Source organism: Natronolimnobius sp. AArcel1 (genome assembly GCF_011043775.1).
Classification (GTDB): Archaea; Halobacteriota; Halobacteria; order Halobacteriales; family Natrialbaceae; genus Natronolimnobius.
On sequence record NZ_JAAKXY010000006.1, the window covers coordinates 358,406 to 371,193 of the forward strand.

A 12,788-nucleotide genomic window follows, 5' to 3' on the forward strand; every position below is an offset into this window, starting at 1 on the left:
CCAATGAGTGCATTCAACGCAATCGGTGAGGAGCGAGAGATCGACCGGGATGAGTTCACTCCCGGTGTCGAACCACAGCCGACCTGGTGTCCTGGCTGTGGCGACTTCGGTGTCCTGAAGTCGCTCAAGCAGGCACTCCCGGAAGTCGGCAAGAACCCAGAAGAGGTCCTGACCGTGACCGGGATCGGCTGTTCGGGCAAACTGAACAGCTATCTCGACACGTACGGCTTCCACACGATCCACGGCCGCTCGCTGCCCGTGGCCCGTGCCGCCAAACTCGCAAACCCTGAACTCGAGGTCATCGCCGCTGGCGGTGACGGTGACGGGTACGGCATCGGTGGGAACCACTTCATCCACACGGCTCGTGAGAACCACGATATGACCTATATCGTGTTCAACAACGAGATCTTCGGCCTGACGAAAGGCCAGACCTCGCCAACGAGCCCGAAGGGTCACAAATCGAAGACCCAGCCATCCGGCAGCGCGAAGACGCCGATTCGGCCACTGTCCCAATCGCTGACCGCTGGTGCGAGCTACATCGCCCGCACGGCTGCGGTCAACCCGAACCAGGCCAAGGAGATCATCAAGGAAGCCATCGAACACGACGGCTTCGCTCACGTTGATTTCCTCACCCAGTGTCCAACGTGGAACAAGGACGCCCGACAGTACGTCCCCTACATCGACATTCAGGAGTCCGACGACTACGACCACGATGTCAACGACCGCGCCGAAGCCGCTGAGATCATGCGCGAAACTGAGGACGTGCTCAACGAGGGCACCGTCCTGACCGGCCGGTACTACGTCGACGACGACCGACCATCCTACCAGCAGGAGAAACAGGCTGTCGGCGAAATGCCTGACGAGCCGCTCGCAGAGCGCTACTTCGACGACGACGCCGAGTGGGAACGCAGCTACGACCTGCTCGACCGACACAAGTAATCCGCGAGCGTCCCACACGGGACTCGAGAAACGGTTTCAATTTTTGGACACCCAACCCTCGAGACGGCCGTCCCAAGGGCCGTATCACTCAGAAGTAAGAGAGTCGATGACTCGAGACGATCAGGAGTGGGTATCGCGATAGCCAACGCCGCGTGCGAACAGTTTCGTGATGTAACTCAGGATGAGTAAGGTGACGATGAGCATGGCCAGTGCGTACGGATGGAAGCCATACAGCATCTCCCGGATACCGTAGCCGACGACCAATGCACCCATCAGAAAGGTTGTCCCGCCAACCCAGCGCGAGACGAAGGCGGGATCGACATCGTCATCGTAGTTTGCGTGCAGATCCGCACGTCCCTGCAGGCCGATCTTGTACGTCCCGAGATACAGAATCAAGAGTCCACACAGCACCCAGACGGCACCGCTGATGTAGTTCGGATCGACCATTCCGTACGCAGACTCCGGCCAGCGAGTGAATAAGTCCGACGGTTGGCTGGTGCATACGGATCGGTGACCCAACCTTTTCGTATACAAAAGATATTTTCCCGTCGGAGCAAAACAGTACTGTATGAGCACGCAGGCAACGGAAGATCGCATCCTCGAGGTCTTAGAAGAGGATGCCCAAGCTTCCTACTCGGAAATCGCCGATCGGGCAGGGGTATCAAAGCCGACGGTCCGGAAATACATCAACCAACTCGAGGATGAGGGCGTTATCGTCGGCTACTCGGCCGAGATCGATCCGAAGAAGCTCTCGAGTCAGACCATCGCACTCGTCGGGCTCGATGTCGCAAGCGAACGCTACGTTGAGGCGACCAAGACGCTGAAAGGACTCGAAGAGCTTGAATCGCTCTACAGTTCCAGCGGTGACCATATGCTGATGGCCGAAGTTCGAGCGGCAGACGGCGATTCACTCGGTGAGTTTATCTCTGAAACGCTTCTCGAGATTGACGGCGTTACGGCTGCCCATCCCTCGTTTTTGCAAGAGCGACTGAAGTAACAACTCACGTTGCACTGATCGCGAGTGTGAGTATCGAGCGGGGAACTGCCCACTGACGGTCGTGTCGATGCGTGTGAACGCTTGTGGCCCCGGACCTCGTGCGGAGTTTCACCGCGTGGAGACATCGATCGCAAAGCGATCCGAGGCCACCTAGACCAAGTACTCGAGCGCGGAAAGCACTGACACTTGGTATCTCATGGGACCCGGTGACTATACGATTAGATGTGACGGTGTGCAGACCAGATGAGCGGGGCTGAAACAGGGACGACGCGGCGTGCCTACGCGCTCGTTATTGCGGCAACAGCCAGCTATACGTGTTTGATGTTCGTCTGGTTCTCGTTGCCAGCGTATCTCCCGACGATTATCTCGGATGTTGGGCTGACGAGCACCCAGGCAGGGATGCTCGCTGGTGCAGTGCCGCTTACGTACATTCCGCTGGCGCTTATTTCGGGGCTTGCCGTCGACCGAATCGGTCCCGGCCGGATCATTGGGCTTGGTGTCGTGGTCTACGCTGTCGGGCAACTCGGCCGCAGCATTGCGCCTGATTTCCTCACACTGCTTGCCTGTACGCTCCTGATCGGCGTTGGCGCGACGACGATTACGTTCGGCCTGCCGAAACTCGTCTCCGTCCTCTTCCCGCCGGAGCAAACTGGCCGCCCGTCTGCGATCTATCTCGTCGGCGCGTCGGCCGGTTCAGGGTTTGTGTTCGCGATTGGCAGACCAGTCCTCGGTCCGGTACTTGGTGGCTGGCGCGAACTGTTCTTCTGGAGTGGCGTCGTTGCGCTGTGTTACGGCGTCTGCTGGCTCGCTCTTGCCGTACGTACCGGGATCGATGACGGAACTGCCGAGAGCGCCTCGTTCTCACTCGAGTCGATTCTTACGGACCTCCGAGTCGTACTTGGGCACCGCGAACTCCAGCTCGTCGTCATCATCGGAACGATGTATCTGCTGCTCAATCACGGTCTGCAGGGCTGGCTCCCGACAGTACTCGAGTCGCGTGGGCTCTCAGCGGCACTCGCCGGACAAGCGACGAGTCTGTTTATTGGGGCGTACGTCGTCGGCGTGCTCTTGGTTCCCGAACTGGCAGACCGGTTTGCGATTCGTCGCGCTGTCTTGGTTGGCTGTGGCGCGTTCGTCGCCGTCGGGATGACGGGTGTCATCCTCGGCGGAACCGGTGCAGTACTCGTCGCCGGCATCGTCATCACCGGACTCGGAACTGGTGGTATCTCGCCGCTCGTGCGAGCGATTCCGCCGGCACTCGAGGGAATTGGCGCGCGGTTGACCGGGACGGCAGTCGGCTTCATTTTTGCCGTCGGTGAAATTGGTGGCTTCTTCGGTCCGGTGCTCATCGGCGTGCTCCACGACGTGACGGACTCGTACGTTCCCGGTTTTGGCCTGCTCGCAGCGGGTGGGTTGGTCGTGGTGCTCGCCGGAACAGCACTCGTGTCGCTCGAGGAGTGAGCCGAGATTGAGTGCTATCAGAGCTACCCGTGACTCTCACCACGCCGGTCGAGGCCCCCGTCGTTCAGACTGAAAGTCTGCGTGCTGGGCGTACGCTGGTGGCAGTCGAGGGGAGAGTTTTCACTCCAGAGTACGTACCGACTGCTATGGCGGTATACGAACGCCAGACTCGAGTGCGCGCTCCACTCGAAGATGTCTGGGAGTTTCACTCGAACGTCTCCGGTCTCGAGACGCTGACACCCGATTGGCTCGGCTTGCGCGTTGAGTCTGTCGTCGGCCCTGATGGCGAGCCAGATCCTGCCGTCCTCGAGGCAGGGTCGACGATTTCGCTTTCGTTGCAGCCCTTCGGGGTTGGCCTGCGCCAACACTGGACCTCGGTAATTCGCGTCCGCGAACGAACCAACGGGACAGCGTACTTCCGCGATACGATGGCCGACGGACCGTTCAAGACGTGGATTCACACGCACGTCTTCTATGCTGATGGCGACGAGACGATCCTTCGGGACCACGTCGAATACGAACTGCTGGGGCCACTCGATGGAGTCACTGCACCGTTCTCCATGCTCGGCTTTGAGGCCATGTTTCGCAACCGCCACCAACAAACAAAGGCTGTACTCGAGTGAGGGCGGTTTTCGGAACACGTTTGCAGGCGACGCCGCGTTGAACGAACGTGAGTCGGACTGATCTCGAGACGACGCCATACGCGGCGCTCGTGTTTGCGGTACTGGCTGCAAGTACGAGCGCGATTTTGGTCCGCTGGAGTCATGCGCCGAGTTCAGTTGCGGCGCTGTACCGCGTCGTCTTCACCATCGCACTTATCGCACCCATTGCCTTCTTTCGCTACCGCGATGCGTTCGGACAACTCTCGAGGCGAGATTTCGGATTCGCAGCCATTGCCGGGGTTGCACTGGCCATCCACTTTGCGGCCTGGTTCGAGAGCCTCAACTACACGAGCGTGGCCGCGAGTGTGACGCTTGTCCAGACACAGCCGCTGTTTGTCGCACTCGGTGCCGCGCTGGTCCTCAACGAGCGCGTCTCCCGCACGGCTGTGTTTGGAATCGTTGTCGCCATCGTCGGCGCTGGCGCGATGTCTTTTGGCGATGCCGGACAGGCACCGCTGGCGGATGCAACCTTCTATGGGAACGCGCTGGCGCTGCTTGGTGCGATTACCGTCGCCGGGTACGTCCTCGCCGGCCGGTCTATCCGCCAGCGCGTCTCACTGGTTCCGTACGTGACGGTTGTCTACACGGCGTGTGCGGCGACCTTATTCGTCCTCGTCGGTGTGCAAGGCCACGACTACGTCGCCTATCCAGCCCACGAGTGGCTGCTCTTTCTCGCCATGGCGATCGGCCCCGGCGTCTTCGGGCACACGGTTATCAACTGGGTCTTGAAACATCTCGAGTCAGTTGTCGTCAGCGTCGCCTGGCTCGGTGAACCCGTTGGTGCGACGATTCTCGCACTGGTCTTGCTTGAGGAGATTCCGGACGCCGTTACGGTGGTTGGCGGACTCGTCGTCCTCGCAGGTATCTACATTACGACGATTGAGCGCGAGCGCCGGACCAGCGCGACAGCGCAGTGAGCGGTCTTTTCTGGCCCTCTCGAGTGCCATGAGCCTATTCGTCGATGTCACCGTCGGCTGCTGTGTCCGTCTCTGGCTCGTGTACTGTGCGCTGGTCGGTCTCCTCGTCTGCGCGACGCTCGTCATCGGCCCCCTCGGCCGACGTATCCGTCTCGGGTTCGTGTCCCGTGCGCTGGTCGGCATCCCCATCTGAGCGGCTCTCATCATCAGCCGCGTCGTCCATCAGTTCCGTTGGATCGACCTCGAGGTCGGTGCGTGAGTCTGTCCCTGTCTCTCGCTCGCCGGTGTCGCCACCTGGAGCGCGCTCGTCGGTCGTCTTCTCGAGCGGGTCCTGCCGCTCGGGATCGGTCGTGTTCGACTCGTCGATTTCACCCATCGGGTCGACCTCCTGCGTCGGTTCCGGATCGGCAGCAGTGTGGCGGTCAGCGTCGTCTCGGCGCTCGGTGTCGTCGTCCCGCGCAGCCGCGTCTGAAATCGGCTCGTCGACGGAGTCCGTTCCGACCCCACGGTCGGACTGGCCAGCGTCGATCTCGGGATCGGTCACCGTCGATCCGACTGGCTCGCCGGGAGTGTACTCGTCGTCGTCTCGATCCGCCGTTGACCGATCGTCGTGGTCGAGATCGTCGCCTGGGTCTGCCCGCGAGGTGACTGCCTCGGCTGGTGCTGCCGCCTCGAGTTGGATCGTGTCTGCCGTGTTATTCGCGACGGCGTCCCCGGCGACCGGGATGGTGTCGTCGGCGCTGCCGTCCCAGTCGAACACGGCCGCGATCGTGTTGATCATCCCCGGTTCGGGGTCGACGAATGCAGTCTCGTGCTCAATTTCTGCGACGACGCCGATTGTGTCGCCGTCGGCACTTTCGACACGCTTTCCGATATCGTCGTCAGTGAACGTCGGGCACATATGCGTGCCTCGAGTCTGCTGACAGAAGTGTTCGTGCCTGCAACGGCCGGGATGTCATCCGACCGCGAACAACCGACGCTCTCGAGTCCGTCAGCAATCTGGAAGTGGATTGTGTCTGCGTGGTTCACTTACGCTTCGTGATCGCCAGCAATGGCCGAGCGCGTGCCATTGCTGGTCGTTGTCTCCGTCGAATCGCGGCCATCGGTCAGCGTCACGTGAACCTCCTCGGGCGTCCACCCGCTCGCACGGTCGATGCGAACGAGTCGGGCCTGTGGAGCCAGATCGTCGGTCAGACCTTGACGCCGGATACAGACGTAGCACTGAACCGCTGCCTCCGCGGCAACGGTGTGCGTGACCGCCGCTTCGGTCGACTGGCCAGACGAGCCAACCACGAGGCCAACGATGATCGACTCGTCGAAATCCGTCTCCTCGAGAAACGCCTGTTCGTCCGCAGGTCGATCCGGATCAAGTCCCCGTTCCTCGATGATGCGTTCCGGTGGCTCAAACCGCTCGAGGTGGGCCGGTTCAGTCGCCAGTATCGCGCCGGGCTGGGACCACCAGCCGCCGACGGTGGAAAACGAGCGGCTCTCGAACTCGAGGCGGTCGGCACTGAACGATGGGCGAGCGCAGACTGCTGGCCCGGAGACGGTACAGCCAGCGAGCATCGTACTGCCGAGCGTTGCGAGGAGGGCACGGCGTCGCATGCCACAGGCTCTCGTCGCCATTGCCTAAGGTGTTGCTCGCCCGGTTGTCGCAACCGCGGCGTTCTTGCTCACTCGCTTGCATCGACGCCGGGCGGTGCGTTCATTGTGCCAGCCGACACAGCAGACGTATGCACGTCGTCGTCAACGCCGCCATGAGCGCGGACGGAAAGCTCTCCTCGAGACGCCGCGAACAGATCGCGATCAGCGGTGAGTCGGATTTCGAGCGCGTCGACCGTTTGCGGGCCGACAGCGATGCCGTCGTCGTCGGCGTTGGGACTGTGCTCGCCGACGATCCACGGCTGACCGTCAAAGACGAGACGTTGCGAGAGCGACGAGTCGAGCGTGGTGACCCCGAAAATCCCGCCCGCGTCGTTATCGACTCGAAGGCACGAACGCCGGCTGACGCCGAAATCGTCAACGACGACGCCGAGACGTACGTCTGCGTGAGCGAGGCTGCACCCGTTGGACGACGGATGGACCTCGCTGATCGTGCAGAACTCGTGACTGCGGGCGACGACCGCGTTGATCTCCTGCGCGCGTTCGCCGCGCTTCAGGCTGCCGGCCTCGAGCGGATCATGGTCGAAGGCGGCGGCGAACTCATCTTCTCGCTGTTCGAAAACGGGCTGGTCGACGAACTCCGCGTGTTCGTCGGTCCGAAGATCATCGGCGGCCGAGAGGCACCGACGCTGGCCGACGGCGACGGATTTGTCGCTGACTTTCCGACGCTCGAACTCGAGACACTCGAGCGACTCGACGACGGCGCGCTGTTAGTCTGGAACGCGTAACGAGAATACGAGTTAATTTTGACAGTCACATAGCGACAGATTAATACGACGTTTTCGCGACGTTGTCGACAGATGCCGACAACAGGACCGACTCATGACGTATCGATCCGCGGCGTACTCCCGCCGACGATAACTGCCTACACCGCTGACGAAGAACTCGACCTCGAGGCAACGGCGGCTCACGCCCGATTCGTCGTTGACCGGGGCGTCCACGGGGTGTTCCCGCTCGGAACGAACGGCGAGTTCCCGATGCTCAAGCCTGACGAGCGCGCAGCGGTTATCGGAGCCGTCGTCGACGAAGTGGGCGACGAAGTGCCGGTGATCGCCGGTGTCAGCGCCCCAAGCACCCGAAACACCGTCTCGTATGCTCTCGATGCGGAGGCAAGCGGTGCAGATGCCGTCGTCGTCGGTATTCCCTACTACTACCCAATCGATAGCGCGGCCATCGTCGAACACTACGAGGAAGTCACCGACGCGGTTGACATCCCGGTCTACATCTATCACTTCCCAGCGCGGATGGGCAACAAACTCGAGTTAGAGACGCTCGACCGGATCGCCGCGATCGACGGCATCGTCGGTGTCAAAGACTCGAGTGGCGATGTGGCGTGGCTCGGTCAGGCTATCGACCAGAACCCGGACCTGACGTACCTTGCTGGCCTCGACTCGCTGTTGTTCGCCGAACTCGAGATTGGCTGTACGGGTCTCGTCAGCGCCGTCTCGAACATCTTCCCGGAACTTACCGTTGACCTCTATGAGTCCTATGTCGAGGGCGAGGAGGCACACGCTCGAGAACTCCAGAGCACCGTCTTCGATATCTGGAAGGCAGTCGACCGCGGCCCCTACCTCGGCGGCGTGAAGTCCGCACTCGACTTGCATCCCGAGGTCGAGTTCGACCCCGGTCCAATGCGTCGGCCGCTCCAGCGCATGAGCGACCGGGAAGAGGTCCAACTCGAGCGAACACTGCGGACGCTCGATCTGATCTAAGAGAGTCATCCGTCATCCCTTTCCTCGCTCACCCCCTAGGGCGGGTATGGAACACGCAACGTTCGGCGGCGGCTGTTTCTGGTGTGTCGAAGCCGCGTTCAAGGAACTCGAGGGAGTCAACACGGTTACGTCCGGCTACGCTGGCGGTCACGTCGAAAACCCGACCTACGAAGCAGTCTGTGCAGAGTCGACCGGCCACGCTGAGGTTGTCCAGATTGAGTACGACCCAGCCGAGATCACCTATCCAGACCTGCTCGAGGTCTTCTTTACGATTCACGACCCAACGACGAAAGACCGCGAGGGACCCGACGTTGGCTCGCAGTATCGCTCGGCGATTTACACCCACGACCGCGACCAACTCGAGACCGCAACCCAGTTCGTCGACGCCCTCGAGAACGATGGACTGTACGAGGGGATTGTGACGGAAATCGAGCCACTCGAGCGGTTCTACGAGGCGGAAGCGTATCATCAGGACTACTTCGAAAAGAATCCAAACGATGCGTATTGTACGATGCACGCGGCTCCGAAAGTCGAGAAAGTGCGCGAGCAGTTCAGCGAGAACGCGCCAACGAGTACGTAACTGCATGCGTTTGCTGTTTGAGTGAGACGTCCAACACCGCGAGCGACGATTCGGAGCGAGCGGGCTTTTTCATCGAAGTTTTTGCACGAGGGTGAGCGAGTCCAGCGAGCGAACCCGAGGTGGAAAAAGTTCGGATTGCGTGCTGTACGATGCATGCTGCGCCGAAAGTGGAGAAAGTTCGGGCGCAGTTCGGCGAGAACGCGCCGACGAGTACGTAACTGCGTGTGTTCGCTGTCTGAGTGAGTTGTCCAACAGCCGCGAGCGACGACCCGGAGCGAGCGGACTTTTTCATCGAAGTTTTTGCACGAGGGTGAGCGAGTCCAGCGAGCGAACCCGAGGTGGAAAAAGTTCGGATTGCGTGCTGTACGATGCACGCCGCACCGAAAGTGGAGAAAGTTCGGGCGCAGTTCGGCGAGAACGTGACTCCTGAACAGTAACGGAGTGTGTTCACGTTCCGGCTGTTGACAGTTCGTTACGACGAGTTTGCCGATGAACCGGGATTGTCGAGATCGTCTGATTCCTCGTCGGCAGCCGACTCGAGGTCGGTATCGAAGACGAACGAATCGAACTCGCCGTCGGACTCGAGGACGACGGTTTCGCCCGCAGTCACCGACTCACCGGGCGCAACGGCAATGTCATCGATGTCGACCGTCGGTGGAAAGAGCAGGTCGACGCGGCTTCCAAAGGCAATGTGGCCCAGTCGGTCGCCGCGCTCGAGGTCGTCGCCGGGTTCGGTGTAGGGAAAGATTCGGCGAGCGAACGCACCGGCGATGAGGGTGACGGTGGCGTTGCTGGGTTCGTCAGTTGTGGGAAGCTGGTCGGAGTCGATCTCGAGGGAGACGTGGACGCGTTCGTTTCGGTCCGACTCTTTGGAAAAGGCGGGTTTGTGGGCACCAGAGACGTGCTCGACATCGGTGACGTGACCGCCAAAGGGCGCGCGGATGACGTGGACGTGCCAGACGTTCATGAAGACGCCGAGGCGGACGCGGTCACCCTCTTTGCGTAAGACGGAGACTTTTCCGTCGGCTGGTGAGACGACACCGGTTGGCGGCGCTCTGCGGTCTGGATCTCGAAAGAACGCGAGGACACCGAGGCCGACTGCGAGCGAGAGCACGGCCGCCGTCGCGCTGATGACGAGCGCGAACGGGGCGGCCACCAGTGGGAGCAGGGCGTACTTCCAGCCCCCCGGAGCGATGTTCATAGCTGTCCCCACGCGCGCGACTCGTATGGCCGTTACGGACGGCTATGGGCGACCAACTGCCAGGCTGGGCTACCTGTGTGCTTCGATTGCCAGTCGAATCCGGTTCGCAAAGACGTTCATCTCTCCCGTTGCGTGATTGCTCTTACTCACGAACGCCGTTACTCCCGCCTCGAGTGCGTCTTCGACGAGTGGCTCGAGGGGATTGCCGGTAAAGAGAATAAATGGAATATCTGGCATGCCGGGTGTTGCGTCGCCGTTGATCGAGGCCGCAAGGTCGAGGCCGCTTTCTTCGAGCAGTTCGTAACTCGAGATCAGACAGTCGTAGCCCGTTTCCTCGAGGGCGGATCGAGCCTCCGGTGCGGTGGCGACAGTTTCGACGTCGAACCCGTGTACTGTCTGTAACGTATCACTGACGTGGGTGGTGAGGAAGTCACTGTCTTCGACGAGGAGAACGGTGTACGATGACATAGACAGATAACGGAATCAGGATACGATAAATGATTTGGCACCACGGCCGGAACGCCTATACGTCTTCGTCAATCGCTGTGGCGGCTGGAAGGGTAAACGAGACGGTGGTCCCATCACCGGGCGCTGACTCGATCCAGATGCGCCCGTCGTGGCGCTCGACGATCCGTCGACAGAGTGCAAGCCCGATGCCTGTGCCGTCGTACTCCTCGCGACTGTGCAGTCGCTGAAAGACCTGAAACACGCGATCCGTTTCCGCTGGATCGATACCGATACCGTTGTCGACAACCGAAACCGTCCACGACTGTCCGTCTCGAGTGGCAGAGACGGCTATTTCCGGTGGACCCTCGCCGCTGTATTCGATGGCATTCGACAGCAGGTTTTGGAACAACTGTCGCAACTGACTGGCATCGCCGTAGACAGTCGGCAATGACTCAGCCGTAATCTCGGCGCTCGAGTCTTCGATTTTCATTTGGAGATCCATCATGACGTCGTCGAAGACGGTGTCGAGGTCGACGGACTCGAACGACGCTCCCTGGGTATCGATTCGGGAGTACTCGAGCAAGCCATCGATCATCGCTCGCATCCGCTCGGCCCCATCGACCGCGTAGCCGATGAACTCCTCGGCCTCTTCGTCGAGCGCCGTCGCGTACCGGTTTTCGATCAGTTGGAGGTAGCTCGTGACCATCCGCAGCGGTTCCTGGAGGTCGTGGCTGGCAGCGTAGGCGAACTGTTCTAAGCGCTCGTTCGAAGCCTCGAGTTCGTCGACGAGTTCGTTGAGACGACGCTCGTACTGTTGGCGTTCGATGCCAGTCGCAAGCACTGTTGCAGCGCTTACGACGAACTCGATGTCATGAGTTGCAAACTCGCGTTCACGCTCGTCGTACAGAGCCAGTACGCCCCATGGGTTGTCGTTCGGCCCAATCGTGACACCCATGGCGCTTTCGATGTTGCTGTCGGCGAGCACCGATGAGTACGCAGCTCTGTCGTCGGCTTCGAAGGATTCGACAACGACTGGGTCGTCCGACTGAAGCGTCCGCTCCGCCAACAGTGCAGGTTCAGTGCGAGAAATGCCCGTCGTCATTTCGTTCTCGAGCAGTGCAGGATCACAGCCAACGTCCGCACGGACAGTCAACGCGGAGTCATCCTCGGCTGGCGTCGTTGGCTCCACTTCGAACACGAGACAGCAGTCGATACCGAGTGCTGTCCCAACTATCTGGATCGCACTCTCGAGTAAGTCATCTGCGTCGGTGCTTTCGAGCGCCTGCTGGCCGAGGTAGTTGACGGCCTCGAGTTGAGTTACTTTCTCACGCAGCGCCCGTTCGGCGTCTTTCCGGGGTGAAATATCGCGAAAGAGACCGACGAAGTATCGATTCCCTTCGTACGTAAAGTCATTTAGGGACACGCCCAGTGGCACTTCGTGGCCTGCCTCGTGTTGGCCGGGAAGTTCAACATACGTCCAATCAAGATTTCGCTCGCCTGTTTGGAGGTACCGCTCGAGGGCGTCCAGATGGGGCTGTTGTAACCGAGGTGGGATGATCGTGACCTTGCTCGAGCCGACCAGTTCGTCGGGTGAGAAGCCAAGAATTCGTTCGACAGCAGGATTTGCGTACTGAATATTGCTGTCGGTATCGAGAACGATAATGCCATCTGGAAGCGCATCCGCCAGCGCCTCGAACGTTTTACCGTATGCGAGATCGGATGCGGATGTCGCTGCCGTTGATGTGTCCGATGGTTGCTCGATAATGCCGTCTATCACTGTTTTGCCGTTGTCGTCTGCAACGACGACATGAACGTCACAGGCGACCGGTGTGCCTGCAGCGGCTCGGACTGAAAGCGTCGTCGAGGCTGGATTCCCCTCGGCCCTCGTGAGCGCTATGAGTGCCTCGTCTTCGACAACAAGCCTCGAGAATGGGGTCTCGAGCAGATCGCTGTGATCGATGCCAACCAGCGCTGTGAATGCGTCGTTCGCGTCGATGATCGCTCCGTCGGTCGTCGTCCGAAAGCGGGCGATACCCGCCGCCGAAAGCAGGGACGCGTTCAGATCTGAATTCAAATTCGCCCCATGGGTCGACGGCGTGGACGACGAATCAGGGTCCATTGCATGGCCTTGGCCACTGCGTCGGATAAGGACTGCGACGTACTGGTAAACATCTCACTCCTCAACCATATGCGCTTACTGTGTGAACGGC

Annotated in this window: 14 protein-coding genes; 8 read left to right on the forward strand and 6 right to left on the reverse strand. The window is 60.5% G+C overall.

Features of this window, described 5'->3' with window-relative positions:
• Window positions 1–3 precede the first annotated feature (3 nt).
• Window positions 4–939, forward strand: a complete 936-nt coding sequence (locus G6M89_RS19405) for a thiamine pyrophosphate-dependent enzyme (protein ID WP_165163549.1) — start codon at window positions 4–6, stop codon at window positions 937–939.
• Window positions 940–1,059: 120 nt separating this feature from the next.
• Here the strand turns inward: G6M89_RS19405 and G6M89_RS19410 are convergent, their stop codons facing one another.
• Window positions 1,060–1,386: a hypothetical protein gene (locus tag G6M89_RS19410; protein ID WP_165163550.1), complete on the reverse strand. Its 327-nt coding sequence runs from the start codon at window positions 1,384–1,386 to the stop codon at window positions 1,060–1,062.
• Between the two features lie 121 nt (window positions 1,387–1,507).
• Between G6M89_RS19410 and lrpA1 the strand changes: the two genes are divergently transcribed.
• From lrpA1 to G6M89_RS19430, 4 genes are all read left to right on the forward strand, one after another.
• Window positions 1,508–1,936: an HTH-type transcriptional regulator LrpA1 gene (gene lrpA1, locus G6M89_RS19415; protein WP_165163551.1), complete on the forward strand. Its 429-nt coding sequence runs from the start codon at window positions 1,508–1,510 to the stop codon at window positions 1,934–1,936.
• A gap of 243 nt (window positions 1,937–2,179) precedes the next feature.
• A complete protein-coding gene (locus tag G6M89_RS19420; RefSeq protein WP_165163552.1) occupies window positions 2,180–3,397 on the forward strand; it encodes a CynX/NimT family MFS transporter in 1,218 nt (405 codons plus the stop codon).
• Window positions 3,398–3,543: 146 nt separating this feature from the next.
• Complete coding sequence (locus G6M89_RS19425; protein ID WP_165163553.1) at window positions 3,544–4,020, forward strand: SRPBCC family protein; 477 nt, start codon at window positions 3,544–3,546, stop codon at window positions 4,018–4,020.
• A gap of 47 nt (window positions 4,021–4,067) precedes the next feature.
• A complete protein-coding gene (locus G6M89_RS19430; protein ID WP_165163554.1) occupies window positions 4,068–4,976 on the forward strand; it encodes a DMT family transporter in 909 nt (302 codons plus the stop codon).
• A gap of 34 nt (window positions 4,977–5,010) precedes the next feature.
• Here the strand turns inward: G6M89_RS19430 and G6M89_RS19435 are convergent, their stop codons facing one another.
• Together G6M89_RS19435 and G6M89_RS19440 are read right to left on the reverse strand one after the other, a co-directional pair.
• Window positions 5,011–5,877, reverse strand: a complete 867-nt coding sequence (locus G6M89_RS19435; protein ID WP_165163555.1) for a hypothetical protein — start codon at window positions 5,875–5,877, stop codon at window positions 5,011–5,013.
• 128 nt (window positions 5,878–6,005) lie between these two features.
• Window positions 6,006–6,581, reverse strand: a complete 576-nt coding sequence (locus G6M89_RS19440) for a hypothetical protein (protein WP_165163556.1) — start codon at window positions 6,579–6,581, stop codon at window positions 6,006–6,008.
• Window positions 6,582–6,709: 128 nt separating this feature from the next.
• Here G6M89_RS19440 and G6M89_RS19445 point away from each other — a divergent pair, with 128 nt between their 5' ends.
• From G6M89_RS19445 to msrA, 3 genes are all read left to right on the forward strand, one after another.
• The gene (locus tag G6M89_RS19445) at window positions 6,710–7,366 is read left to right on the forward strand and encodes a 2,5-diamino-6-(ribosylamino)-4(3H)-pyrimidinone 5'-phosphate reductase (protein WP_165163557.1); all 657 of its coding nucleotides are present in this window, start codon (window positions 6,710–6,712) and stop codon (window positions 7,364–7,366) included.
• A 72-nt stretch (window positions 7,367–7,438) separates the two neighbouring features.
• The gene (locus G6M89_RS19450) at window positions 7,439–8,350 is read left to right on the forward strand and encodes a dihydrodipicolinate synthase family protein (protein WP_165163558.1); all 912 of its coding nucleotides are present in this window, start codon (window positions 7,439–7,441) and stop codon (window positions 8,348–8,350) included.
• Window positions 8,351–8,396: 46 nt separating this feature from the next.
• On the forward strand, window positions 8,397–8,930 hold the full coding sequence (gene msrA / locus G6M89_RS19455) for a peptide-methionine (S)-S-oxide reductase MsrA (RefSeq protein ID WP_165163559.1): 534 nt from the start codon (window positions 8,397–8,399) through the stop codon (window positions 8,928–8,930).
• Window positions 8,931–9,402: 472 nt separating this feature from the next.
• On the opposite strand, the gene G6M89_RS19460 is transcribed toward msrA, so the two are convergent.
• From G6M89_RS19460 to G6M89_RS19470, 3 genes are all read right to left on the reverse strand, one after another.
• Window positions 9,403–10,131: a protein sorting system archaetidylserine decarboxylase gene (locus G6M89_RS19460; RefSeq protein ID WP_165163560.1), complete on the reverse strand. Its 729-nt coding sequence runs from the start codon at window positions 10,129–10,131 to the stop codon at window positions 9,403–9,405.
• A gap of 69 nt (window positions 10,132–10,200) precedes the next feature.
• The gene (locus tag G6M89_RS19465; RefSeq protein ID WP_165163561.1) at window positions 10,201–10,599 is read right to left on the reverse strand and encodes a response regulator; all 399 of its coding nucleotides are present in this window, start codon (window positions 10,597–10,599) and stop codon (window positions 10,201–10,203) included.
• A 55-nt stretch (window positions 10,600–10,654) separates the two neighbouring features.
• On the reverse strand, window positions 10,655–12,697 hold the full coding sequence (locus G6M89_RS19470) for an ATP-binding protein (RefSeq protein WP_165163562.1): 2,043 nt from the start codon (window positions 12,695–12,697) through the stop codon (window positions 10,655–10,657).
• Between the last annotated feature and the right edge of the window lie 91 nt (window positions 12,698–12,788).